This is a genomic window from Emticicia oligotrophica DSM 17448 (assembly GCF_000263195.1).
GTDB lineage: Bacteria > Bacteroidota > Bacteroidia > Cytophagales > Spirosomataceae > Emticicia > Emticicia oligotrophica.
The window spans coordinates 3,269,629-3,295,220 of sequence record NC_018748.1; the positions used below are offsets into that span (position 1 = coordinate 3,269,629).

18 protein-coding genes are annotated in these 25,592 nt (G+C 35.0%); 7 read left to right on the plus strand and 11 right to left on the minus strand.

From position 1 onward, the window contains the following. Nucleotides 1-15 precede the first annotated feature (15 nt). The 4 genes from EMTOL_RS13560 to EMTOL_RS13575 form a co-directional block, all read right to left on the minus strand. Nucleotides 16-1,323, minus strand: a complete 1,308-nt coding sequence (locus EMTOL_RS13560; RefSeq protein ID WP_015029870.1) for a GntT/GntP/DsdX family permease — start codon at nucleotides 1,321-1,323, stop codon at nucleotides 16-18. 194 nt (nucleotides 1,324-1,517) lie between these two features. Further along, complete coding sequence (locus EMTOL_RS13565; protein ID WP_015029871.1) at nucleotides 1,518-2,861, minus strand: McrC family protein; 1,344 nt, start codon at nucleotides 2,859-2,861, stop codon at nucleotides 1,518-1,520. Next, nucleotides 2,858-4,840, minus strand: a complete 1,983-nt coding sequence (locus tag EMTOL_RS13570) for a plastocyanin/azurin family copper-binding protein (RefSeq protein WP_015029872.1) — start codon at nucleotides 4,838-4,840, stop codon at nucleotides 2,858-2,860. Before EMTOL_RS13570 ends, EMTOL_RS13565 begins: the two co-directional genes overlap by 4 nt. A 35-nt stretch (nucleotides 4,841-4,875) precedes the next feature. Continuing rightward, the gene (locus EMTOL_RS13575) at nucleotides 4,876-6,558 is read right to left on the minus strand and encodes a family 16 glycoside hydrolase (RefSeq protein ID WP_041693574.1); all 1,683 of its coding nucleotides are present in this window, start codon (nucleotides 6,556-6,558) and stop codon (nucleotides 4,876-4,878) included. Between the two features lie 182 nt (nucleotides 6,559-6,740). Here EMTOL_RS13575 and EMTOL_RS13580 point away from each other — a divergent pair, with 182 nt between their 5' ends. Together EMTOL_RS13580 and EMTOL_RS13585 are read left to right on the plus strand one after the other, a co-directional pair. Then, the gene (locus EMTOL_RS13580) at nucleotides 6,741-7,622 is read left to right on the plus strand and encodes a nucleotidyltransferase family protein (RefSeq protein ID WP_015029874.1); all 882 of its coding nucleotides are present in this window, start codon (nucleotides 6,741-6,743) and stop codon (nucleotides 7,620-7,622) included. Nucleotides 7,623-7,701: 79 nt separating this feature from the next. Next, entirely contained in the window at nucleotides 7,702-8,172 is a 471-nt protein-coding gene (locus tag EMTOL_RS13585; RefSeq protein ID WP_015029875.1) for a GNAT family N-acetyltransferase, read from the plus strand. On the opposite strand, the gene EMTOL_RS13590 is transcribed toward EMTOL_RS13585, so the two are convergent. Then, nucleotides 8,169-8,408, minus strand: coding sequence for a hypothetical protein (locus tag EMTOL_RS13590; protein ID WP_041693576.1), 240 nt, complete (start codon nucleotides 8,406-8,408; stop codon nucleotides 8,169-8,171). The genes EMTOL_RS13585 and EMTOL_RS13590 overlap by 4 nt on opposite strands. Nucleotides 8,409-9,256: 848 nt before the next feature. Between EMTOL_RS13590 and EMTOL_RS13595 the strand changes: the two genes are divergently transcribed. After that, nucleotides 9,257-10,813, plus strand: coding sequence for an FMN-binding glutamate synthase family protein (locus EMTOL_RS13595; RefSeq protein ID WP_015029877.1), 1,557 nt, complete (start codon nucleotides 9,257-9,259; stop codon nucleotides 10,811-10,813). 485 nt (nucleotides 10,814-11,298) lie between these two features. Here the strand turns inward: EMTOL_RS13595 and EMTOL_RS13600 are convergent, their stop codons facing one another. From EMTOL_RS13600 to EMTOL_RS13610, 3 genes are all read right to left on the minus strand, one after another. Next, complete coding sequence (locus EMTOL_RS13600) at nucleotides 11,299-11,937, minus strand: response regulator (protein ID WP_015029878.1); 639 nt, start codon at nucleotides 11,935-11,937, stop codon at nucleotides 11,299-11,301. Between the two features lie 5 nt (nucleotides 11,938-11,942). Then, complete coding sequence (locus tag EMTOL_RS13605) at nucleotides 11,943-13,847, minus strand: sensor histidine kinase (RefSeq protein WP_015029879.1); 1,905 nt, start codon at nucleotides 13,845-13,847, stop codon at nucleotides 11,943-11,945. Nucleotides 13,848-13,914: 67 nt separating this feature from the next. Next, on the minus strand, nucleotides 13,915-15,150 hold the full coding sequence (locus EMTOL_RS13610) for a spore maturation protein (protein ID WP_015029880.1): 1,236 nt from the start codon (nucleotides 15,148-15,150) through the stop codon (nucleotides 13,915-13,917). A 100-nt stretch (nucleotides 15,151-15,250) separates the two neighbouring features. On the opposite strand from EMTOL_RS13610, the gene EMTOL_RS13615 reads away from it, so the two are divergent. Next, a complete protein-coding gene (locus EMTOL_RS13615; RefSeq protein ID WP_015029881.1) occupies nucleotides 15,251-16,018 on the plus strand; it encodes a M15 family metallopeptidase in 768 nt (255 codons plus the stop codon). Nucleotides 16,019-16,149: 131 nt separating this feature from the next. Here EMTOL_RS13615 and EMTOL_RS13620 read toward each other — a convergent pair whose 3' ends face one another. After that, nucleotides 16,150-16,548 carry a LytR/AlgR family response regulator transcription factor gene (locus tag EMTOL_RS13620; protein ID WP_015029882.1) on the minus strand — a complete coding sequence of 133 codons (399 nt, stop codon included), beginning with the start codon at nucleotides 16,546-16,548 and terminating at the stop codon, nucleotides 16,150-16,152. Nucleotides 16,549-16,798: 250 nt separating this feature from the next. Here EMTOL_RS13620 and pheS point away from each other — a divergent pair, with 250 nt between their 5' ends. Continuing rightward, nucleotides 16,799-17,836: a phenylalanine--tRNA ligase subunit alpha gene (gene pheS, locus EMTOL_RS13625; protein ID WP_015029883.1), complete on the plus strand. Its 1,038-nt coding sequence runs from the start codon at nucleotides 16,799-16,801 to the stop codon at nucleotides 17,834-17,836. A 191-nt stretch (nucleotides 17,837-18,027) separates the two neighbouring features. Here pheS and EMTOL_RS13630 read toward each other — a convergent pair whose 3' ends face one another. Both EMTOL_RS13630 and EMTOL_RS13635 read right to left on the minus strand, forming a co-directional pair. After that, complete coding sequence (locus EMTOL_RS13630; protein WP_041693579.1) at nucleotides 18,028-18,567, minus strand: RNA methyltransferase; 540 nt, start codon at nucleotides 18,565-18,567, stop codon at nucleotides 18,028-18,030. 88 nt (nucleotides 18,568-18,655) lie between these two features. Further along, a complete protein-coding gene (locus tag EMTOL_RS13635) occupies nucleotides 18,656-20,188 on the minus strand; it encodes an McrB family protein (protein WP_015029885.1) in 1,533 nt (510 codons plus the stop codon). A 371-nt stretch (nucleotides 20,189-20,559) separates the two neighbouring features. Here EMTOL_RS13635 and EMTOL_RS13640 point away from each other — a divergent pair, with 371 nt between their 5' ends. After that, nucleotides 20,560-23,724 (plus strand): SusC/RagA family TonB-linked outer membrane protein, encoded by a 3,165-nt coding sequence (locus tag EMTOL_RS13640; protein ID WP_015029886.1) that lies wholly within the window; start codon nucleotides 20,560-20,562, stop codon nucleotides 23,722-23,724. 19 nt (nucleotides 23,725-23,743) lie between these two features. Beyond that, the gene (locus tag EMTOL_RS13645; protein ID WP_015029887.1) at nucleotides 23,744-25,186 is read left to right on the plus strand and encodes a RagB/SusD family nutrient uptake outer membrane protein; all 1,443 of its coding nucleotides are present in this window, start codon (nucleotides 23,744-23,746) and stop codon (nucleotides 25,184-25,186) included. The last annotated feature ends 406 nt before the right edge of the window (nucleotides 25,187-25,592 follow it).

Here is a 25,592-nt window from a genome sequence, read left to right on the forward strand (position 1 = left end):
GAAAATTATGATTGATTATACAAATAAATTCAAAATTAGAACGCCAATCAAACCAATGATAGAAACAAGGGTTTCCATGACTGTCCATGTTTTAAGCGTATCTTTAATTGAAAGATTGAAATATTCTTTGAAAAGCCAAAATCCACCATCATTGAGGTGCGAGAACATCAAACTTCCAGCACCAATTGAAAGAACCATAAGTTCGGGCTTTACCCCAGTTTGTTGCTGAATAAGTGGTGCTAAAATACCAACGGCAGTAAGACCTGCAATCGTGGCCGAGCCTACACATACACGCAAAACACCAGCAATAGCCCAGCCTAAAATCAATGGGTTAATATCAAATCCTTGAAGTTGAGCTCCAATGTAATCGCTGGTTCCACTATCTTTTAAAATTTGTTTTAAAGCTCCTGCTCCAGCAATGATTAGTAAGATTCCCGCACTACTTTTAAATGCTTCATCGAGTTGTTTACTAACAATTTTGATATTATTTCCTTGACGAACACCAAGTAGATAAACAGCTAATAATAATGAAATTAACATGCCAATATATGGCTCAGAAATGAGTTTAATCACTTCACTTTCAGGGGCATACTTTTTAATTGCTGAGGTAAAAGTTAGCAAAAAAACGGGCATTAATGCCACTAATAGACTAATAATTAGGCTAGGCTGTTGCTCTTTGGGAATATCTTTGATGGCAAATAAATTATCTTCAATTTTTGGGTTGAATCTTTTTAGGGTTCTGCCAAATAATACCCCAGCAATAGCAATGGCTGGAATGGCAACTATAATTCCGTAAATAAGTGTTTGTCCAACATCGGCTTTTAATTGCGAAGCAATGGCAGCGGGAGATGGATGGGGTGGAAGATAACCATGTGCAACCGAAAGGGCCGTTAACATAGGCATACCCACATATAGTAGTGGTAATCTTGCAGAAGCTGCAATCGAAAAAATAAGTGGTACAACTATGATGAAGCCAGCATTATAGAATAGCGGAATACCAATGATAAATCCTGCCAATGCTAAACCCCACTGTAAATATTTCTGACCAAAAAGTTGAATAAGGGCATCTGTTATTCGTTGAGCTGCCCCACTTTCTGCTACGAGTTTACCAAGCATTGCTCCAAAACCGATGATAAGGATGAGGTCTCCGAGGGTTCCGCCAATGCCTGACTGAATAGATTTACCGATGCTCGAAACATCCATGCCCGTAGCAAGTCCTAGTCCAATGGCTACTAAAATAAATGAAACAAAGGTGTCGAGTTTGACATAGGCTACCAAAAGTATAAGTACTAGAATAGCAAGGAAGGTAAGAAAAATTGGCATTGTGTTAAGTATAGGGTTGAATGATGATGATGCAAGATAATAATTTTAACTAATTATTAGTCTATCGTTTTTGAAGCCAAAAATACTTTCTTTCAAACTTTTTATTAATAGATTCGCTAATGATAAAGTTGGCAAAAAAGTAATGGAAGATTTGAATTAAAAAAACACTAATCAAAATAAAAGAAAGGTAATATTTAGTTAGTAATTAGAGGCAATAATTCTTGCTGCCAATCTTGCAATTTTTTTCCTAAATCGAAAGGAATAATTTGTAAACGCATATCACTTTCATAATCAAATACTTGGAGTGGAGCTTGGAAATTCTCGTTAGAAGGATAAATTAGGAAAAGTTGTTGGGCATTATACTTCTTTCCATAAGCATACATTTGATATAAATCAGTCTGTTCAATTCCATAATTTTGCTTAGATTTCGTGGCATCAATCATTTTCCATTTTGTATCAAAAATAAAAGTATCATTTTTACCTTCCAAAACAATATCAGGTATTAATCGAAACTTTGACTTCTCTAAATGGCTATCAATCAAAAACTTGGTTTTATCTTGTAGTTTTACTTCAAATGATTCGGCAAAATACTTTTTGAAGGCTTTCCCAACATAATTTTCAAATAAAATCTCCATAGGGAAAAGCAGTCCAATTTGTGGTGTAATACCCGCAAACGGAAGAAATGACTGACCACTTATGAAGATTCTAGACCAGTTGATTAATTGCTCATAACGAGTATGTAGTACACTTTTTTTGTTTGCGAGAATGAAATCTTGAATGAGGTTTTGACTAGGGCGAACTTCTTCGAAAATATGAATAGCTCTATTAATTCTCTGTTGAGTTGGTTGACTGTATTTCTGCTTCTGCAGTTGAATTAAGCAATATTTTAGTATCCTATTGGGTGCAATATCAGCACAAAACTCATCGTAAGCTGTATATATGCGTTCGGCTTGAGAAGTATTTCTACGGATGTTTTCGTTTATTAGTATTTTTCCTCTAACAAATAGTTCGTTTGATTCTTGGCGTTCAAAACTTTTACCTATTCCTTGTGTTAAAAGCTTTTCTAATTCATCTAAAAAAACTTGTGCAAAGATTTCAAAAATAGGCAAATATGAAGTTTCGAGATGAGAATTGCTTAATGATTGAAATGGAGAGTTAGGTAAAGCCCGAAGTAATTTTAACAGAATCTTACGTGCTTCTTTTGGCGAATTTGAGCTGGTTTTAGGTAAAATTTCTATTTGCTTGCCGTCGGGTGTTTGTAATAAACCCACATAGTTTTTTAACCTAATTTGTTCTTTACCTTTTTTTGTTTGGTAGCCTAAGATTGAATCATTAACTCCAGAAAATGCAATGTTTTTAAGGTGTTGAAAGGTTTTATCAGAAACAAAAATCTCAGAAAAGGTGCCTTCGGCCTGTTCGTAATCGCTGGCTTTTTTGATGACACCATATTCAGAAACCAACGTCGGCAAGTTATTCCTTTGCGGGTTAAAACTTACCGACGTTTTTAGCGTTTCTTTGCTTAAACTTTTCAATATCATTTGACTACTTTGATGGTTCCCTGCATAATGGAGTAGTGGCCAGGGTAAGTACACACAAAAGTATAATCCCCCGGAGTGCTTGGAGCAACAAAATAAATGGTTTCTTGACTTTCTGGTTGCATAAGGCCAGTATGGAATAAAACTTCTTCTAAATCTGGTACATAAGCTTTTGCTTCGCCATCAAGACCCATTCCAAAAGCAGCTTCACCAACTTTATTCACAGTTTTTGGTTTAACAATTACCAAATTATGAAGCATGTCGTCATTATTATTGAATATTAATCTGATTTTGCTTCCTGCTTTCACTTGGAATTTTGCAACATCGAATTTCAAACCTGGTTTCGTGCCAATCGAGAGCGTTTGGTCAACTTTACCGCCCCAATCTTCTGGCATTTCGTTCACACGTTTTGCAGAAACTACATTAACTGCTTTACCCATATTGGCCATATTGTGTCCTTCATGAGCTGACTTTTCCATTACTGCAAATTTACTCAAATCAAGTGGAGCCGCCGCAGTGTTGATGTTATTGAGTGTATAATAACCAAAGGTATGTAAAAGTGGACGCTCTTCTGAATTTTTTACTCCTTCCAGTCTAATTTCGTGAATGTAGCCTAATCGCAAAGAATCAATGGCCAAACGAACACTCATACCGTCGTCTGCTACTTGAATACCTTTGATTTTTAGTTCCTTGGCATTAATAATTGGACTTCCGTAGTTATGATGATACTTGTAAGTAAAACTATTGATTTTGTACGATTCTACTGCCAAAGCTGTTGCTTTATTAACAGGTTGAGTAAACTCTATTAAAAAACCATCGGGCATTGATTTAACCGTTTTCATCTCGAATGGCGTTTTACCTGTCCATTCTAAGCGTTGTAAACCAAACTCATCTTTACCCGTTGATGACCAACCACGGCTTGTCATACCCACAAACATAGATGCATCTAGTCCCCAACGCATACGTAAAATTCCCGACTGAAAACCTTCTCTAAAAGGAAAACAAATACCTTGATATTTACCATTTATTTTTTCTAGATACACACGCATAATTTTGCTGTGACCTTGGTCTCCCACAAATAATTGTCCTTCAAAAGGGCCAAATTTTCCGCCAAAGTTATCTTCAATTATGTCTGCAGTAGAAATGCCCATGAGTGTATGTGGAAACCAAACAGCCGGTACTTTTATGCTTGGTACTCTCTTAGCCGCTTCATAAAGTGGTTCTCCAGTATCTGGAATATCAGATGGTTTTGTACGAAGTGGCGAATCTGGCTCAGATGTCCATTTCAAACCTTCTGGATTTCCTGCAAAGTCGCCTTTTTCAAGGTGAGTCATACGCCCAGAACCAACCCAGTCTCCTTGATTTTCAGTGTAGAAAATATCTCCACTTTTCAATGCCCCAAATCCTGCAGGCGAACGTAAGCCAGTAGCCCAAGGGGTTACTTTTCCATCTGGTGAAACTTTGAGCATCCAACCACGCCATTTTGATAAACTTGCTCCACGACCTATCCAACCTAAGTTTAGGGTAAAAATCATATCATTATCAGGTAAAACAACGGGGCCATAAGAATATTCGTGGTAATTGCCACTGAGTGGGAATTTTTGGAAAGCCTCATATTCGTCGGCCAATTCATCTCCGTTGGTATCTTTCAAGATGGTTACTTCACCACGTTGAGTTGCCCATAAATTTCCGTTGATAAAAGCTAAACCCAACGGTTCATGTAAACCAGACGCAAAACGTTTGTAAGTGGGTTTTGTGCCATTTTTCATGTAAGGATTTGATACCAACCAAACATCGCCTCGGCGGGTTGCTACGCCCAAGCGGCCATCTGGCATTACGGCCAAACCACCCACCTCTAGTTTTACGCCTTCGGGAATAGGTAAAGTGACAATTCGATAGAAATCTTCTTCTACCAATGGTCGGGTTTGAGCAAATACTTCACTCAAACCTAATAAGCAAAATAGAACTAATATTTTTTTCATTGTGAATTTCTTTTTCGAGTAACTAAAACTATGTTTTACCAAGAAACTGAATAAGTTAATGAGCCATTGAGTGGAATAATTAACTCTTGTCCCACTTTTGAATTACGAATGATGGGCTTGCTTTTTGAATCAATTAGTACATACTGATTATCAACTAAGTATCTACCCTTTTCGATTTGGCTAATACTCTTGCCTTCACCTAGTTTATAGTAAAGATTTTGAGCACCAGTAGCATTAATACTAATTGAAATACCTTCATTATTTGTACTAATCTTTTGGGTGAAGTTTCCACCTGCATATTGGTATTTATATGTTGGTAAACCTCCTTCATCAATCGAATATCCTTTGTAAATCAATTCCTTGTATGCATCAAGTGAATCTGGTGATGTAGAGTTGGCATCACTTAATACAAATACCGAAGGTTTTCCAGAAAACTTCGTGCGAACACCCTTTGCTTCTAATAATTGTGGTTCTCCACGCTCATAGAACATCTCTGTTACATCGGCAAATTCACCTTTCCAAGCATAAAGTATAGCAGCTTGGTCTAAATCATACGAATAATGCATTCCTTGAGGAGTTCCAATCGAAATAGCATGAATGCGTTTCTTCCCATTGAACATTACAAACGAACGAATGATTTCTACATCATTTTTGGGATTTACATCAATTTCACCAATGGCCTGTGGCGTTGGAAGTGAGGTTTCAGCGTGAAGAGCGTACGGCCTAATTTCGGGACCCGCAGCAAAGAGTCCAAGTTCTGCTTTCCACCAAACTTTGATATATTTTATTTCAATTTTATGAGTTCCTTTGCTTAGAGTCAAATAAGCAATGCGTTGTTTTCGATAGCTTTCATCAGCCATTGGGATAATTTCTTTACCATCAACAGTTACAGATTCTTTTCCAGCACAATCAGCGATGAGCGAATAATTTCCATCTTTTTCCACCTCAAGATTTCCTTGAAAAACTAATAAGAAGCGGTTAAAGCCTACACCATAATCTTTGGTTAGTTCGTTGGCTTTTCCACTATCATTAGGTTTTTCATTTTTCTTCGCAAACTGTTTGTCCCAATCATAGGTTTCATAGAGTTCATAGGTTAAATTACTTAATTTGAGTGGCTTTTCGTTGCCATACTTTAAGTATTCTAAGTCTTTAATAGCAACTGAGCCAACTTTGTTTTCAAAAGAAATTGGTCCTTCGTTCTTGCCATCGGTGTTAATCACATAACCTTGATGAATCACTACATCATTTAAGGAAACCTTTTCTATGATTAGAGCATTGCCATAAGAAGCCGATGAGAAAGTGATTTCAAGTGTTTGCCAAAGACCTGCCGTTCGACCCGCATTTTGTGAAGGTAATTTGAGCGAACCATCATTGGTAATAATAGAGCCGCTGGTACGAATATTACTTAGTAAAACACCATATTTGCCCTGAATGTAGTAAATGGCTTCGCTTGTAGTGCCAAGCATAAAATCAAACTTAATCTTTGCGTCGGCAGTTGTTAGCTTTGAGCTAATTTTACCAGGAGTATCGGCATACAAGAATTTATTTCCAGCATTGATGACCCTTTTTTTCTTAAAAGGATTATCAACACTTTCCACTTGTTTCCAGTTACCCATTTCCCAATTATCTAGCGGAAGTTTATTCATTGCAAAACCTTGTGCATAGCTTTGCAAACTTGCCCCCAAAAATATGATGAAGGCAAAAAAGCGTAGTTTCATAGTCATTACTGTTAGATTTAAGGCAAATTTATCTTTTAAGTGTCACTAATACAATTATTATTCGTCAAAGTTTTTCTTAGAGTCCAAAAAGTGTTTTGTAAATTTGTTCGTAAAACACATAATATTAGTCGTAAACTTACAAAAACTCCTTTAAACTAATACTCAATTAATTAGATAGATTCATGTCAAAACCAACATTACTTATTTTAGCAGCCGGAATGGGCAGCCGCTATGGCGGAGTTAAACAATTGGATAAATTTGGTCCCAATGGTGAAACCATTATTGATTATTCAATTCATGATGCCATTAAAGCCGGTTTTGGTAAAATAGTTTTTATTATCAGAGAAGAATTACAAGCCGATTTTGAAGAAATATTTGGACCAAAACTGGCGGGTAAAATTGAATACGATTTTGCGATTCAGGGAGTACAAAGATACGTTCCGGCTGAATTTGGAAATGTGGAGCGAACAAAACCGTGGGGAACAGGTCATGCAGTATTATGTGCTTGGGAACAAACTCAAACCCCATTTGCAGTTATTAATGCCGATGATTTTTATGGCTATGAAGGCTTTAAAATTATGGCTGATTTTCTTTCGAACAATACTGATGAAACATGCCACGCAATGGTTGGGTATCAGATTAAAAATACGCTTTCAGAGAATGGTTCTGTTTCAAGAGGTGTTTGTGAAGTTGATGATAATGGATTCTTGAAAGTAGTTACTGAGCGTACGAAAATCTATCGTCAGGCAGATAACACGATAGTTTATGAAGAGGGAGAAAAATTGACAGTTTTAGATGATAATACACCAGTTTCCATGAACTTTTGGGGTTTTATGCCAAATGTTTTTCCTGTTATTAATGAAATGTTTAAAGAATATTCTGCCAAAAATATTGATTCTCCTAAGGCCGAGTTTTACATTCCAACCGTTATGACTTATTTGATTCAGAATGGTTTGGGCAAATGCAAGGTATTTTCAAATGAATCAGAATGGTTTGGGGTAACTTACCCAGAAGATAAACCAACTGTGATGGAGGCTTTACAAAAACTTTCAGGTTTGTATTAATTGATATTCGTAAAACTCTTCGTACAATGGAAAGCAACCATTTTGTTTTCCATTGTACATGAAAATTTATCAATAAAAAATGGACATTACCTACCGAAAAGCTGACCTAAATGACCTCGATGATTTAGTACGCTTGAGAATTGAATTTTTAAAAGAAGTTCAACCTATTGAAACGCATCAGTACAGCGAAGAAAACCTACAAAAATCTCTACATGATTACTTATCAGAGGCTTTACGTACTGATACTTTTGTAGCGTGGGTAGCCGAACTTGAAAATAAAATCATCGCCACAAGCGGTCTATGTTTTTTTCAGATTACGCCTGGTTTTACGCTTATTGATGGAAAAATTGCGTATATTTTAAATATCTATACCTTGCGTGAGTGGCGAGGAAAGGGTGTTGGTAAAACAGTTTTTAATCATATTTTGCAAGAGGCAATCAGTAGAGGATACAAACGTATATCCTTGCATGCTACAAATGAAGGACGACCTGTCTATGAAAAATTTGGTTTTCGTCTCACTTCCGACGAAATGGAACTTCGATTACCTTAAATGTTAAAATCGACAATCCAATAATTACTTTCATTTTGGATTGTGGTTGAAACGTTAATCAAAGCTAAGCAGACATTCGAGTGATAAGTTAAGGAAAGATTACTTTTTTTTACGAAAATTCTTGAATAATCTTCCTTTTCTTGTTGAGCAACTAAAGTATTAATCTCACTTAATACTTCGCTCATTGAATTAAGGGTTGTTTTGTCAGCAGCAGTTTTTACTTTTCTATTTTCCATTTTTATCAGCATAAGGTAAAAGTGTAGGTTACTCAGAGGTCTTGCCAACATTAACAAAATTTATGCCACTATTTGGTAGTTTTAAAATCTGTATCCGTTGGATAATATATTTTTTTTGTATGATAAAGTTAAAGAGTTTTGGGCAGATTGTTCTATAAAAAAATAAAATTTTAGGCAAAAAGTTATCTAATGGATGTAAACAATAATAAACTTAATTTGAGTCAACCAAAAATGTCTAAAACATCTCATTTTAGGTGTTTTTTTGCTTCTTTTTTCTAATATTTGCTAGTATAGCTACTGTTAAAAAAACAAATTTGGTACGATTATTTCATACAAATTGATGGGACATCGTAATGGTCACTCCAACCCCTCCATTTCCAAAATGCATGCTTACTTAATAAAGCAAGTATTTTTTTTTGTTAATAGGGGGTGTTGGAAGTGATTGTATACGTAACCGAAAAATTCTGTATAGCAAGAAATTAGGAAAGACAGATATTTTAGATAAATAACCTTAAATAGGAGGAGAGAATGTAATTTCAATACTTTTTAAAATGGGTTATCTGCGAAATAAAATATAAAAACATTATTCACTCAATAGCAATTGTCAGTAAAAGTGGAGTTGGTATCAGCTCCATTTTTCTTTTGTATCACAGCTAATCTTACGTAAATAGAACCATTTTTTCTACAAGTCTATTTACGCAGAAATACCTTCTCCTATTTACAAAATACGATTAAAACTACTCACAACATTAGTTTTAGGTTAAAATGTATATTTGTGCTTGAACGCATTTTGTTTGGATTGAAATATCCTTGTATCTTGCTGAATCATCAATACTATTTAACCACAAATGAATTCTATCATACAATTTTTGGATAACCTCGCTTGGTGGGCTTATGTTATCATTTTTTTAATTGTCCTATTATTGAGAGATATTTTGCAAAAAAAGCATACAATTCAGCATAATTTTCCTCTGATTGGGCATTTAAGGTATTTTATAGAGAGTGTTGGGCCCGAATTACGCCAGTATATTGTGGCAAATAATAGAGAAGAATTGCCGTTTAATCGCCGACAACGTTCGTGGATTTATGCGTCATCAAAAAAAGAAAATAATTTTCAAGGATTTGGTACCGACCAAGATATGTACAGTGCGGGCTATAATTTTATTAAACCTGCCATGTTACCTTTTAAATTACCCAAAGGTCATCCGAATTTAGAGAATCCTTACATCTGTCCCTCCGCCAAGATTATAGGTGAATACCATAGCCGTCTGAAGCCTTACCTTCCTAAATCAGTTGTAAATATTTCGGGAATGAGCTACGGTTCATTATCAGCTACTGCAATTGAATCCATGAATAAAGGGGCCGCAAAATTTGGTTGTTATCATAATACTGGAGAAGGTGGGCTTTCGCCATATCATAAGAACGGCTCCGATGTTGTACTCAATATCGGTACGGCATACTTTGGAATTAGAGATGATGAAGGAAATTTTGTTTTAGAGAAATTGGTAAAGCTTTGTAGTGAAAATCCTTGTATAAAAATGATTGAGTTGAAGCTTTCACAAGGAGCAAAGCCCGGGAAAGGAGGTGTTTTACCTGCTTCTAAACTTACTAAAGAATTGGCCGAGATTCGTCATGTTCCTATGGGTAAAGATGTCATTTCTCCTGCTTTTCATAGTGCTTTTTCAGATATCAAAGAAATGATAGAGTTCATCGAACTCATGGCTAATGCAACAGGCCTGCCAGTGGGGATTAAATCGGCAGTTGGTAAACTCGAAATGTGGGAAGAATTGGCCGATTTAATGAAAAAAACTGGAAAAGGACCCGATTTTATTACAATAGATGGTGGAGAAGGAGGTACTGGAGCTGCTCCACCAAGTTTTGCTGACCACGTTTCACTTCCTTTTGTGTATGCGTTTTCATCGGTTTACAGAATATTTCAAAAACGTGAGCTGACTGATAAAATTACATTTATTGGCTCCGGAAAATTAGGTTTGCCAGATACCGCCGTTATGGCTTTTTCAATGGGTGCTGATGTGATAAATGTTGGTCGTGAATCAATGATTTCGATTGGTTGTATTCAGGCTCAAATTTGTCATACAAATAGATGCCCAAGTGGAGTGGCAACCCAAAATAAATGGTTGCAAGGAGGAATTGACCCTACGCTTAAAAGTGAGCGTTTTTATAATTACATTAAAACACTTACGAAGGAGATATTAGATATTTGTCATGCTTGCGGATACGAACACCCAAGCCAATTTATGATGGATGACGTTGACGTTGCGATGGGTGATAATAATCGTACACAGTCTCTACGCATGACTTATCATTATCAAAAAACGCCTGTAAAATTCGAAGGTTTACAAAAGCTATTAGATAGCCCATACTTGGGTGGCAAAACAGCATAAAAAATAAGGATACTTAATAAAATAGAAAAGCAAGAATCAAATGGCTCTTGCTTTTACTCTCGTCAAACTGCTGTTGATTATTAAAACCACCAATTTGTCAATTGGAGAAATTGGTGGTTTTAATTTATGCTCTATATGCGTTGATTGCGATAATTATCATAAAAATGAGTCCATATAAGAGTTCTTCAAAGTGTTCGTAAAAAAATTTTTTCATGCTTCCATTGCTTTTTCTCTAGGATTCTATTTAGCATCGAAAGGTTGAAAGAACTTTGAATTTTTTTTATAAGCGAAAGACACACCACTGAGCTTTTTCTAGCTGCTTTAAAATTTTGGAGTAACTGCTTACATGGCTATAAACATTCTTATGTTTATTTGATACAAAGTACGGTATATATGAATAGTTATGCAATACCCCAATTTGGGTATTTTTTTGTGAAAAATATCCGTGCTAGTACGGATATTATACTTCGAAGATAGTCAGAAATTTAGATTAATTTATGTTCAACCGCGTATTTGATGAGGCCAACAATAGTTTTAGTATTGGTTTTACGGTAGATGTTTTTTCGGTGAGTTTCAACCGTTCGCTCTGAAATACAAAGCTTTTTCCCGATTTCATTATTTGAAAGTTCTTGAGAAATAAGTTTAACAATTTCAATTTCGCGTTCAGTTAAGTGATAAGTTTCTTCATCAGGCTTATTTGATAAACTTCTAAGAATTTCATTAGAAACTTCTCTACTAAAATAGACATTTCCCTGGGCTATTGTATCTATGGCTTCAATGAGCTCATCACGACCAATTGTTTTAATAATAAAGCCAGAAATGCCCAAATCAATCAAATCATGAACGATTGATACATCATAGGAAACAGATAATGCTAGTACTTTTATGTGAGGGAAACGTTTTTTTACCTGTTGTGTCAATTCCATGCCTGTCATTTTAGGCATATATAAATCTGTTAGTAGAATATCAACATGATTTTTATTGAGAAAATCTAAAGCGGTATTACCATCTGAGCATTTACAAATTACTTGGTAATCGCCCACACTATGAAGCATAGATTCAATACCATCAAGTAATATTTGATGGTCATCAACTATTAAAATTTGTAATTTATTGCCTGACATTAGCGTTAATTCAACGGAATTTCAATCACTACACTTGTGCCTCTTCCAATTGAAGAGTCAAAATTAACATTTCCATTGAGATATTCTACGCGAGTAGCTATGTTTTTTAAACCAATGCCATGGTTTTCTGTGTTTTCAGTATCAAATCCTCGGCCATCATCTTCAATAATCAAGATTAGTTCAGTATCATGCTTAACTAATTCTATATTTACCTTTTTTGCTCCAGCGTGTTTAATGATATTACTGATAACCTCTTGTACAATTCTGTAAAGCATCAATTCAATTTTGTCATCAAAACGCTCTTTTAGGCCCACAATCTGAAGCTGAATTTGAATTTTACCCGTAGCATTTACCTTGTTAGTGAGCTGTTTTAAAGCTGAAGTCAAACCAAATTTAGTAAGTGAACTTGGCATCATATTATGAGATATTTCTCTAATTTCCTTAATGCTATCTTCAAGCAAATTTAACGGGCTTTGCATTTCATGAATATAAGCTCTTTGTTGGGAAATGAAATTACCGAGTGTCATTCGAGCAGCAGCCAATGTCTGGCCAATACCATCGTGTAAATCTCGTGCTATTCGTATTCGTTCGCGTTCTTCCGCTTCAAGAACTGCCTGAGTACGTTGTTGTTGTATAAGGTTTTTTTCTATTAATAAGCGTTCATTGTTATTTTGCATAAGTCGTACTCGGTAGGCAAGCATACCACTCAATGCAATAATTTCGACAATGAAGGCTATCACAAAATAATCAATTCCAGCTAAATAGCTTCCGGGTAAAAATTCGTAGGTACTTAAACCAGAATAAAAAGCTACAAAAAAAACGGGTAAATTAGCTAACAAAAAGTAAGTAGCATCTTTTTTAAAATGTTCGATATAGATGCAATAAAGTGTAGTACCAAAAACAAAAATCGGTGATATCAGGAAACACAAACTTACTAGAAAAGTGATAGGAATAGTAAAGTTATTAAAAAGGTAATTTTCTAATAATAAATTATCAAAAAAGCTTACAATGATAAGAATACTAAAGAGAATGATGAAGAAATTACTATACCACAGAAAAAGTGGATTTTTAAGTAAATCCCATCTTAGATACGATTTAATGAAAATAATATTGGTAATGATAAGCAGCATAGTAGCGATATAACGTATTTTATCTCCTTCAATGCCAAAACTACCATCTCCATAAACCCTAATAAAATACCCTTGCATAGTATAAATAAAACACAAGGCTGTTAATACGTAAAGACCATAGTATAAGTATAGCCTAGCTTCAAAAACTATGGATATTAAGATGGATATAAAAAAAACAAAAAGTAAAATGCCTGATACGAACCCCCAACTAAAGTGGTCATTTGTTGGGAAGTAATATTCAAAATAGTTCTTTTCCCATATAGTTAAAGGAAACGAAATTGAACCAAAACTTTTTCTAATTTTCAGATAGTAGCTTACTTCTTGCTTGGGTTGTATGGTAGTTGGGAAAATAAAATCACGGTGCTTGATTCGACGATTTTGTTGCGGTACTTTCCAGTTTGATGACTGATGGTCTTTCACAATCTTATTTTCTACTACATAAAACTCAATTTCATCGTAGAGAGATAAATGCAAGTGAATGAGTAAGTCTTGAACCATATTGGTTGTATTCTTGAGTTCAATTCTAAACCAGTAGGGTTTTCCATTGGCCCAATAGGTAGGTACACTACCTCGTACTTTTTCAAATTTATATACTTGCGGAAATGCCGCTAATTTTTCAATGTTATAGGGTTCATTTAGTTCTGGAAGTACAAAAATACCTTCAGGTAAATTGAGTTCTTGCCAAGTACCATCATATACAATAGCATCTGATTCGCTTTTTGCAAATGAAATGAAAGATATACTACAGAATAGTAAAATGTATATGATTGATAATTTCATGAGGATTATAGTAACTGATGTCAAGTGAACAGTGCTATAATTCAATTATAGCACTGTAGAAGTATTATCAGTGGAAAAATATATAGGAAACGATAATGGCTGTAATTACACCAGCTAAATCGGCTAAAAGTCCTGCAATAAGTGTATAACGTGTATTTTTTATATTAACCGAGCCAAAATAGAGTGCTAATACATATAATATTGTATCGGAACAAGCTTGGAAAACACAAGAAAGACGACCAACAAATGAGTCAGCTCCAAAAGTTTTCATAGAGTCAATCATCATTGCTCTTGAGCCACTACCACTTAATGGGTGCATCAGGGCCGTAGGTAATGCATCGGTAAAATCGGTATTTATGCCAGTTAGACTAAAAATCCACTTGAAAGCATCCACAATATAGGTTAAAGCTCCGGAGTTTCTGAATGCACTAATGGCCACCAACATACCCACCAAATAAGGTATTACTTTGATAGATGTTTCAAAACCTTGTTTGGCTCCTTCGATGAACGTAGGAAAGATATCTACTTTTTTATAAACAGCACCTCCTATGAATCCTACAATAAAAATAAATAGAATCATATTACTCACGACGATTGAGGTAGTTTCGATTTCTTCTTTCGGAAGTCGTGAGAAGTACCATAAAACAAAACCAATAAAACCTGTAAGCCCTAGAAGCCATGAAAGAATGGTTTTATCGAAAAAATTGATTTTTTGCTTAATACCCACAAAAAGCATCCCCGTTAGGGTAGCCACATATACAGAAATTAACGCAGGAATAAATATATCAGCAGGATTGGCCGCATTGTAAATGGCTCTTTGTGCCATGATACTGAGTGGGATAAGAACTGGGCCAGCACTGTGTAGTACCATAAACATAATTTGAGCATTAGAAGCAGTATCTTTACTTGGATTGAGTTCCTGTAAACTTTGCATCGCACTCAAGCCAAATGGGGTAGCTGCATTATCAAGACCAAGCATGTTGGCCGAGAAATTCATAATCATCTGACCATTGGCAGGGTGATCTTTGGGTACTTCTGGGAAAAGTTTACTAAAAAATGGGGCTATTATTTTGGCCATTCTACGAATTACGCCTGCTTCTTCACCAACTTTCAAAATTCCCAGAAAGAAAGTCATTACTCCAGCGAGCGGAAGTGCAATATCCATCACCGCAATTTTTGATGAATCGAACATTCCTTCAATAATTATTTTGAAAATTTCAGTATCGCCCGTAAAAATGAGTTTTAGAAGTGCAACTACGAAAGCCACCAGAAAAAAAGCTACCCAAATATAGTTTAATGCCATAAAATTGAAGGTTTAAGTTTAGATTTGTGGCTAATTTAATGATAAACCTCGATTTTATCACAAATTTGGTTTAATGATGCCGAAAAATCAATAAAAAATCATGCAGCGGAAAATCGTTTACTTGACGAGTATTTTAGTAATAGTTATTCTTTTAATAGAAGGATGCCAGAAAAAAAAAGAAGAAAATACTAAAAAAATAGATACTTTATCTGTAAAAGTAGATAGTGTAGTAAAGGCAAAACCTGTTGAATTATCTCCAATTGAGCAACAAATGATTAAACAAGGTTTAGTAAATGTTCAAAAACTTGATTCTACTATCATGGTTGAGTTGAAATATTCAACAACCGATAATTTTGTACAAACGGATGTTTATGGCAGTTTAACGAATGCTTATTTACAACAAAAACCAGCAGAAATGCTCGTAAAAGCAAGTAGAAACTTACAGTATAAGCACCCAAATTATAGATTATTGATATATGATGCCGCCCGCCCATTATCGGTTCAACATACACTTTGGAATATGTTAGATAGTATTCCACCTGCCAAGCGAGAAGATTTTGTGGCAAGTCCAACTATTACTTCGATTCACAATTTCGGCTCAGCCGTTGACCTCACCATTTATGACTTATCTACGCAACAAGCACTTGATATGGGGACAAAATATGATTTTTTTGGCGATTTAGCTTATCCTCGTTTTGAAGTAAAATTACTGAGAGAAGGGAAACTTACGCAACAGCAATTAGCTAATCGAATCGTATTAAGGGAAGCCATGCAAAGTGCTGGATATATGCCAATAGAAAGCGAATGGTGGCATTTTAATGCAATTTCTCGAAAAAAGGCAAAAAATATATACAAAATCATTGAGTAATATTTATAAAAGTAAAAAGCAACTACCCATTGGGTTGTTGCTTTATTTGATCACCTAACCACTAAAAAGTATTATGAAAAGAGTATAATACCGTTGCTCTTTATTTTGAATGTCAAATTATTGACATAAAATTATGCTTTTTTGAAATGAGCGAACCGCTCAATTACTGTTTTTACCTTTCTTCTTGATACATCTAAATTCGTGCCACATTCAAAAATTGCGGTAGCACTATTACTTGCTTGAATATTTAGGCCTTTGGTATGTAAAATATTCACTAGATGAGATTTATGAATTCTTATGAAGTAGTTTTCATCTAAAATACACTCATAGTGTTTTAAAGTTTTGGCCGAAATATATTTTTTATTTTTTGTATGTACAACTGTATAATTACAGTTACCTTCTAATCTTATAATTTTTTCAACTGGTACATCAACAAATTTGTTAAAGCAGTGCAACCTTATCTGTTTTTGCTTTCCTTCGTTATTACTTTTTGCAATTGAGTAGCTTTGTGTATGGTTTAGATTTTCCATTGTTTTAGAGAATTTGTTACAACAAACTTAACTCTTAAACAATTAAAAGTAAATATACTAAAAAAACAAATCGATTTGTAACTTTTTGATTTTCAGTGATTTAATGAAAAAATATTGATTAAAATACGTAGAAATACCTAATGAATTACGTAATTCTACGCAGATATATTAAAGTATTTACATTGTAAAAATATACTAGAATCTGACATTATTCGTATCTTTGTGCATAAATTTATTAAACGGTATAAGGGTGTTAGATAAGATTCAAGACTTACTACGTGAAGTTGATGCTGTTGTGGTCAATAGCAAAGAAGACTTAGAAAAATTTCGACTAAAATTTATCAGTCGAAAAGGCTTATTAAATGAATTATTTGATGAGTTTAAAACTGTACCTAATGAGCAGAAAAAGGCTGTAGGCCAAGAACTCAACAAACTTAAAAATCTTGCTGAGCAGAAATTAAGAGATTTTACCGAGGCTCTTGAGCAAAGTGCAGGAAGTGCTGATGCAAATAAAGGCTTGGATTTAACCCTGCCTGTGGCTCCAAATTTTGCTGGTACGGTTCACCCTCTAACGCTTACTCGTCAGCGAATCTTAGAAATTTTTGCACGTATGGGATTTAATCATGAAGATGGACCTGAGGTAGAAACGGATTGGTATAATTTTACCGCTCTAAACTTTGCTGAAAATCATCCCGCACGTGAAATGCAAGACACTTTCTTTGTTGAGAAGAAAGATGTGCAAAAAGATGATGTGTTGCTTCGAACACATACCTCAAATGTGCAAGTACGTTTAATGGAGCATAAAAAGCCGCCTATTCGTTCTGTAATGCTCGGTAGAGTGTATAGAAATGAAGCTATTTCCGCACGTGCACACTGCCAATTTCACCAAATTGAAGGGCTTTATGTGGATAAAAATGTAAGTTTCAAAGATTTGAAAGATACATTATACCATTTTGCAAAAGAAATGTTTGGACAAGATACAAAGATTCGTTTGCGTCCGAGTTATTTTCCATTTACTGAGCCTAGTGCCGAAATTGATATTTCTTGTTTCATTTGTAAAGGTTCGGGCTGTAATATTTGCAAACATACAGGTTGGGTAGAAATTGCTGGCTCGGGTATGGTAGACCCTAATGTCTTAGAAAATAGTGGTATTGACTCAGAAGAATATACAGGTTTTGCCTTTGGAATGGGTATCGAACGTATTACGATGCTTAGATATGGCGTAAGAGACCTAAGATTATTTTTTGAAAATGATGTGAGATTCTTGCGTCAGTTTGAAGGAGCATAAGAGACTATATTTAAACTAATTTACGGTGCGTATCTGTTATGTGTCGTTTAGGTGACTCCGTTAGTATTAGAAGATACACTTTAATAAAATCAAAAAAATCGACTTTAGTCTAATTATCTTATTTGACTAAAGTCGATTTTTTTGCAAAAGTATCAGTCAGTTAAAACTGATGGCAATAAGTGATATTTCTTTCAATTTTTGTTGGTGTGTACTTTACTTACAAAATCCCAACAGATAATTCCTACGGTGACCGAAATATTTAGCGAATGTTTAGTGCCAAACTGAGGAATTTCAATGCAATTATTCGCTAGTTCAACTACTTCTTGATTGACTCCAAAAACCTCATTCCCAAATACAAAAGCATATTTCTGGTCGGCATTGGGTTTGAATTCGTTGAGCATCGTGCTATTTTCTACTTGCTCCACGGCCATTACCATGTAGTCTTCTGACTGTAACTTCTTTACTAATTCCACTACATTATCGCAGTATTCCCAATCAACAGATTCAGTTGAGCCTAAAGCTGTTTTTTCGATTTCACGATGAGGAGGTGTGCCAGTAATGCCACACAAATAAATTTTTTCAACCAAAAAAGCATCTCCTGTACGAAAAGCCGAACCAACATTATTCATGCTGCGGATATCGTCAAGAATCAAGCAAATATTATTTTTAGGGGTTTCTTTAAAATCTTCTACTGACAAGCGATTGAGCTCATCCATTTGCAGTTTCTTCATTAATTTTCAAAAACAGATATTTTAAACAATTATTGTTTTATTTTGCTGGTAAATTATTGAGCAAAGGTAGGTAAATTATTGTTTGTAATTATGGTTGATAAATTCTGACAAATATATGTTTATCTAATTGCCCTGAAAAAAGGTCGGAATTAATACTATATCTAAAACTTTCGTCTTCAAAATCGTCTAAACTTAAACCAAATATTTGTTTTGTTTTCAGTGTTTCTCTCAGTATTAATTCACTGCCAAGCACTAGTCTAATCTTTTCCCAGTCATTATTAAAGTATTCTTGAATTAATGGAAGAATTTTACTGAAAAAAACTTTGCATACATCTTCAAGTGTCTGACAATCAAGGAGATATGCGTGTCCCAAGCAATGGTCTTTATCAATCAAAAATTCGATTCTTTGATTAATTTTTTGTATGAGTTTCTCTAAGTTTATTTCTTCAATTATTGGTAAAAGATGAAGCTGAGGGTGCATCTCTTTAAATTCAAACCTGCGTCTGAGGGCTAAGTCGAGCAAAGCAATCGAACGGTCAGTCGAGTTCATAGTACCTACTATATGAAGATTTGCTGGCACGCCGAATTTCTCTTGAGAGTAGGGGAGGGTTACCCAAAGTTCGTTTTTTGCTCCAATTCTTTTGTTATCTTCTATTAATGTAATTAGTTCACCAAATACTTTTGAGATATTCGCACGATTAATTTCATCAATGACTAAGAGGTAGCTGCCTGCTTTATTGAACTTTTTTATACGGTTTTCGGGCGAATCTCGAAAACACTCGTTGAAAGATTGATATCCTGCCTGCTGAAGTGCCGAGAGAGCTGCTTTATAAAAAATTCCTTTGTTTACTTCATAGCTGATTTGTCCGTTTTTATTGACAGGTCTAATACCTTCAATAAACTCTTCGTAAGAATAAGATTGGTGGAAAGTAATGAAATGATGTTCTGCTTGTTGAGTTAATTGTTGAACCTCATGTGTTTTACCGGTTCCGGGAGGCCCGACAAATATTAGATTTAAAGGAATATTTAGTTTTTGTGAATAATTGGCGGGTTCTTCGGCCACTTCATTATCCTGCAATGAGACCTCGTATGAATCAGTTTGATTTTGATTTGAAATTTCCCAAAAGAATTCATTTCGAAGGCTTTCATCTTCTGCAAGTTGATACATAAAGTGATTATGAAATTCTTTCTTTTTGCTTGAGGTAGCCATTGCTTTGAGTTCTTCTAAGCAGTGTTGCCAAGCACTCATAATCTTTGTGTCTTCAAGTAATCTAAGATTTTCAGAAGGAATCTTTACAGAAATGAAATCTGAATTATCGGAAAGATATTGAGATTGTACTTCTTGGTATTTCTGAAAAAGATTTAGGTCATTTTTGAAGAATAATAATTCAAGCCATACACCACTTTGGCGATAAAGTTTAAGTGCTGCATAAAAATTGATATTGGCAGTAATGCCTTTATCTTTTCTTACCGAAAAGGCAATTCGAGGGTCATTGATGTCGATATTCGTAATTTCGATTAATTCTTTGAGTAAGAAAAAAAACTTCAAACAGGCATTACGGTCATTGATTTCTAAGATTTTCTTGAAAAGAATATTTTTTTGTTCGTTAAGTTGACTCATCTGAATAGTACCTTCTGTATTTGATTAAAATCGGGCCATACTGAATAGATGCAAAAGTATCTAATTTTTTGAAACGTTTTAAGTACAGGATTCGTTATTAATGTCTGTACTTATGTTTTTAGTTAATTTCTTCAAAAATAGCCTTTTGGCTTTTTCCTCAATCTGCATAATTTTTCTTTTGTTTTTTTATAATTGGCCAATTTTTATTCTATAATTTTTAATAACTACTTGATTATATAAATTTTTTAATAATATCAAAGCGGTTCAATATTAGAATTCAATTAGAAAAAACAAATTTTTACTAATTTTTTTTAAAATAGTGCTTATTTTTGTGTTGATAATTTAATTTATTCATCTAAACAACAAACTAAATGAAGAAGAAAAATCTACTTCTTAGTATGCTGGGTCTCTTCTTATCTTTGGCTGTATTGGCTCAAAGTAAGAGAGTAACTGGTAAAGTATCATCGTCGGATGATGGGTCGGCATTGCCGGGAGTATCGGTACAAGTGAAAGGTACGACAAGAGGTACACAAACTAACAATGACGGAAATTTTGCTATTGATGTAACTGCAAACGAAACTTTGATTTTTAGTTTCATCGGTATGCAAACGACTGAGGTGCCAGTTGGCAGTAAATCGGTAATCAATGTTACATTAGCTAACGACGGTGTGCAATTAGAGCAATTGGTTGTAGTTGGTTATGGTACTCAAAATCGTAAAGATGTTACATCTGCAGTTTCAACTATCAAAGGAGATGCGATAAAGTCGATTCCTGCACAATCATTTGACCAATTACTATCAGGTAAAGCTGCTGGGGTAAATATCAATATTCCTAACGGTTTATTAAATAACCCACCAGTAATTCGTGTACGTGGTTTTAACTCAATTACTTCTAGTTCATATCCATTAATCGTTGTTGATGGTGTGATTGTTTTCTCACAAGATGCTGGTGCGGTAGGCCCAGGCGGTATTGCTCAAAACCCGTTGTCAGATATCAACCCTAATGATATTGAGACTATCGACATTTTGAAAGATGCAGCTGCTACGGCAATCTATGGTTCTCGTGCTGCCAATGGTGTATTGGTAATTACTACCAAGAAAGGAAAAGCTGGAAAATCAACAATTACTTATGATTCTAACTATGGTTGGACAAAACCATTCAGATTATTTAATTTGTTGAATGCTTCTGAGTATATCATGATGAAAAATGAAGCAGAACAAAACAGAGCTACTTTGGCTGGCCAACCATACAGTCCGTTGTATTTTGAGAATCTTGACCCGAACGGTAAACCATACGATACTAACTGGTACGACTACGTTTTCCAAACAGGTTTCCAACAAAACCATAATATTAATATTTCGGGTGCTACACCAAAATCTTCTTATTATTTCTCAGGTGGTTATACAAACCAAGAAGGTTTCTTAAAGAAAAATACTTTTGAACGTAAAAATGCACGTTTGAACATTAGCCATAACGTAACTGAGAAGTTAATTTTTGGAGCAAACGTTACTTACAGTTCATCGAACTCATTCTCTCCAAACAGTGGTTCATTGCAAGGTACAAACTTCAATACTGGTGGTTTAGGTCGTGTGCCATTGGTTACTGCACCAAACGTACCTGCGTATTTACCAGATGGTTCGTATAACATCAACTCTTCAGGAGCATTGGCAAACACACCAGGTAACTTATTGAACAAAGACCGTAGTGGATTTTATAACCCAGTTGTATTATTAGACTTAGATAAGGCTTCTGCTCAAAACGACCGTTTCCTATCTAATGTTTATGCTACTTATAATTTCACTAAGAATTTATCGTTCCGTACTGACTATGGTATTGATAACCAAACGGTAGATTCACGTACATTCAATAACCCAATTCATGGTGATGGTTTTGCTGCAAAAGGTATTGCAAGTAACTATTTATACAAGAGTATGCGTTGGACTTGGCAAAATTATTTGAATTATAACCAAAGATTTAGCGACAAACATACTGTAAGTGCAACATTAGGTACAGAACAACAATATACTAAGCGTAATATGTGGAGTGGCTCTCGTCAGACAGTTGCTGACCCATTCTTTAATACTTACGAAGGAAATTACACTGTAAACAACAACCCTCCGTTTAACTTCCTTACAGAAAATGGTTTCCAGTCTTACTTTGGTCGTGTGACTTATGACTTCTCAAAACGCTACTATTTCACAGGTAGCTTGCGTCGTGATGGTCTTTCTGCTTTGGCAGCTGGTAAGAAATTTGGTAACTTTTATGGTTTATCGGCTGGTTGGAACTTAGCTGAGGAAACATTCTTCAAAGATGCTTTAGGAGATAAAGTTTCTACATTGAAGTTAAGAACAAGCTACGGTAAAGTTGGTAACGCAGGTATCAGTGATTTCGCTTCATTGAGTCTATATGACTTTAGTAACTATGGTGGTTCTGCTCCGGCATTATTCTACTCACAGGCGGGTAATCCTGATTTGAAGTGGGAAACAAGTACGAAGTTAGATATTGGTTTGAACTATGGTTTCTTGAAAGATAGAATCACGGGTGAGATTACTTATTATAAAAACAATATTGACGGTTTGATTTTGAACTCTCCATTGGCTCCATCAATGGGTGTACCTGGTAACTCAGTTGCTAAAAACGTAGGTTCGATGTACAATGAAGGTTTAGAATTTTCTTTGAGTGCTTCTGTAATCAATAACAAAAATTTCAGATGGAATACTTCATTCAACTTGGCTACTCAAAAGAATAAAGTTACGGCTCTTGCTGAAGGAAATGCTGATATCTTCGGTGTAACTCAATTAGAGACAGCGAACATTACACGTGTTGGTTATGCTTTAGGTAGCTTGTATGTAGTTGAAACAAGAGGAGTAAACCCAGCTACTGGTCAACGTATCTTCGTTAACGGTAAAGGTCAAGAAGTACAATACTCTCACGCAGTAGCTACTGGAAAGAGCCGTTGGACATTCCTTGATGGTACAACTGCACCTGCGATTACGGCTGCGGCTGACTCAAAAATCATGGGTAATACAATTCCGAAAGTATATGGTGGTTGGGATAATAACTTTGGCTACAAGAAATTCGATTTATCAGTTAGCTTAATTTATGCAGCTGGTTTCTATGTATATAATGGTACTAAAGCTGGTTTGCATGACCAACGTTTCTGGAATAATGCTTCTGATATCTTAGACCGTTGGACTGAAACTAATACTGGTGGTTCATGGCCAAGAGTAGTATATGGCGATAATATTTCTAATGGTTCTTCATTCCCAATTTCAAACAATGTTGAGAAAGGTGATTTCATTAAATGCCGTAACATTGCTTTAGGTTATAACCTTCCAACAACTGTTATCAACAAAATTAAGATGACGAATGCAAGAGTGTTTGGTCAAGTAACTAATGCTTTCATGCTTACGAAATATACTGGTACTGACCCTGAGACATCATCAAATGGTAACTCAAACTTAGCCCCAGGTATTGACCGTAACTCAATTCCACAAGCAAGAACATTCTCTTTTGGTTTAAGTTTAACATTCTAATTTTCGACAACGAATTATCATGAAAAATACAATATATACTAAATTACTTATCACTGCCCTCTTGGCATTTTCGATAAGTAGCTGTAAAGAAGACTTACTAGACCCAGTTCCTAAGACTTCAGTATCTGATTTAAGTGCATACGATACGCCAGACCGAATTGAGTCATTAGTAAATGGTCTGTATCGTGGGGTAAAGAATGGTAACTTTTTAGGTGGACGTTATTTTATTTATAATGACATCAGAGGAGAAGAATTCTTAAACCAAACTAACAATGGTGTGACTGGTCTTCAGACTTGGAACTTCACTGTGAATGCTTCTTCAAATGAAGTAAACAACCTTTGGAACTCAGCTTATGCGGCTGTCAACAATATGAATCTATTTTTAGATAAAGTTGATGCTGCTCCAGCTAAGATTACTACCGAAAAGATAGCTAACTATAAAGGTGAAGCTCGTTTCTTACGTGCATTAACCTATTTTTCATTGGTAAATGTTTACGCTCAACCATTTACAAAGGATAATGGTGCTTCATTGGGCTTACCATTACGTTTGAAAGGTGAAACAGGTGCAGGTAATTCAAATAATTTGAAGCGTTCGACTGTTGCAGAAGTTTATTCACAAATTTTAGATGATTTAAACTTTGCTGAAGCAAACTTACCAGCAAACTACTCAACACAAGATTTGAACGTTACACGTGCACACAAAAATTCAGCTATTGCTCTCAAAGTAAAAGTTTACTTAGCAATGGGTAAATATAATGATGTGGTTAACGAAGCGTCTAAGATTGTTCCTGCGGCAGCACCATATAAAGCAGCTAATGGTGTAAGACATGAATTAAATGCAAATTTTGCATCAATTTTTACTTCTTACAGAACTCTTGAGTCAATCCTTTCGATGCCAATGGCTACTAATGACGTGCCGGGTACACAAAATCAATTGGCATTCTACTATTTAGCTGGTCCAGTTGGTGGTGGTGAGTTTTCTTTGAATCCAACGGGTATCTATGGCTCAAAAAGCTTTGAAGATACAGATGACCGTAAAAAACTTACTTCAGTTAGTGGTACAAGAATTTATTTAACTAAATTCCCAGGAGGCTCACCTTACATTGATTGGGTTCCAGTAATGCGTTATGCTGAAGTACTTTTGAGTTATGCAGAAGCTAGAGCTCGTCTGACAGTTGGTGTTGATGCTTCGGCAGTAGCTATGTTGAATGCTGTACGTTCTCGTTCGAAGGGTTCGGTACTAGCTCCAACTACTAAAGAAGAATTAATCTCAGCAATTCTTACTGAGCGAAGAATAGAATTTTTAGGAGAAGGATTAAGAGCATTTGATATCAGTCGTTTGAATGCACCGTTCCCTGCAAAAGGCCCGGTTAATGCTGTAAATCCTAGCCAATCAGAATATATTTGGCCAATTCCTACAACAGAATTAGCAGTAAATAAAGACTGCGTTCCTAATCCTTAATCGGAAATAATAGGAAATAAGTTTTAAAAATAATCCTTCAAAAACGCCATATGAAATAAGATATGGCGTTTTTTGTTTTTTACCGTTTATTTGTGCTGCCTAATTGAAATAGTACAAAATTTAATTTATTAATAAATTTTCGGGATAAGCTTATTGCATATTTTTAAAATTTACTAAGTGGTTAAAATTGTACTATATTTTAAAATAATCATATCTGCATTTTTTGATTTTAAAAAAGCTTTTCTCTCCAAAAAGCATTACCAATCAATCATTTTAATACAACTATTTTTTCACTTTAATAAGTGCCCGTATTATCTCCTAAATTAGTGTGAATTGATTGGGTAAATATTAGAAAAGTACAAATTTTGCCTAATTGTTTTTTTTCGTTTAAAATTCTTGAAATATT

Coding starts and splice junctions, on each gene's coding strand:
- EMTOL_RS13560 (WP_015029870.1), bottom strand. CDS start 1,323: ATGCCAATTTTTCTTACCTTCCTTGCTATTCTAGTACTTATACTTTTG.
- EMTOL_RS13565 (WP_015029871.1), bottom strand. CDS start 2,861: ATGATATTGAAAAGTTTAAGCAAAGAAACGCTAAAAACGTCGGTAAGT.
- EMTOL_RS13570 (WP_015029872.1), bottom strand. CDS start 4,840: ATGAAAAAAATATTAGTTCTATTTTGCTTATTAGGTTTGAGTGAAGTA.
- EMTOL_RS13575 (WP_041693574.1), bottom strand. CDS start 6,558: ATGAAACTACGCTTTTTTGCCTTCATCATATTTTTGGGGGCAAGTTTG.
- EMTOL_RS13580 (WP_015029874.1), top strand. CDS start 6,741: ATGTCAAAACCAACATTACTTATTTTAGCAGCCGGAATGGGCAGCCGC.
- EMTOL_RS13585 (WP_015029875.1), top strand. CDS start 7,702: ATGGACATTACCTACCGAAAAGCTGACCTAAATGACCTCGATGATTTA.
- EMTOL_RS13590 (WP_041693576.1), bottom strand. CDS start 8,408: ATGGAAAATAGAAAAGTAAAAACTGCTGCTGACAAAACAACCCTTAAT.
- EMTOL_RS13595 (WP_015029877.1), top strand. CDS start 9,257: ATGAATTCTATCATACAATTTTTGGATAACCTCGCTTGGTGGGCTTAT.
- EMTOL_RS13600 (WP_015029878.1), bottom strand. CDS start 11,937: ATGTCAGGCAATAAATTACAAATTTTAATAGTTGATGACCATCAAATA.
- EMTOL_RS13605 (WP_015029879.1), bottom strand. CDS start 13,847: ATGAAATTATCAATCATATACATTTTACTATTCTGTAGTATATCTTTC.
- EMTOL_RS13610 (WP_015029880.1), bottom strand. CDS start 15,150: ATGGCATTAAACTATATTTGGGTAGCTTTTTTTCTGGTGGCTTTCGTA.
- EMTOL_RS13615 (WP_015029881.1), top strand. CDS start 15,251: ATGCAGCGGAAAATCGTTTACTTGACGAGTATTTTAGTAATAGTTATT.
- EMTOL_RS13620 (WP_015029882.1), bottom strand. CDS start 16,548: ATGGAAAATCTAAACCATACACAAAGCTACTCAATTGCAAAAAGTAAT.
- EMTOL_RS13630 (WP_041693579.1), bottom strand. CDS start 18,567: ATGAAGAAACTGCAAATGGATGAGCTCAATCGCTTGTCAGTAGAAGAT.
- EMTOL_RS13635 (WP_015029885.1), bottom strand. CDS start 20,188: ATGAGTCAACTTAACGAACAAAAAAATATTCTTTTCAAGAAAATCTTA.
- EMTOL_RS13640 (WP_015029886.1), top strand. CDS start 20,560: ATGAAGAAGAAAAATCTACTTCTTAGTATGCTGGGTCTCTTCTTATCT.
- EMTOL_RS13645 (WP_015029887.1), top strand. CDS start 23,744: ATGAAAAATACAATATATACTAAATTACTTATCACTGCCCTCTTGGCA.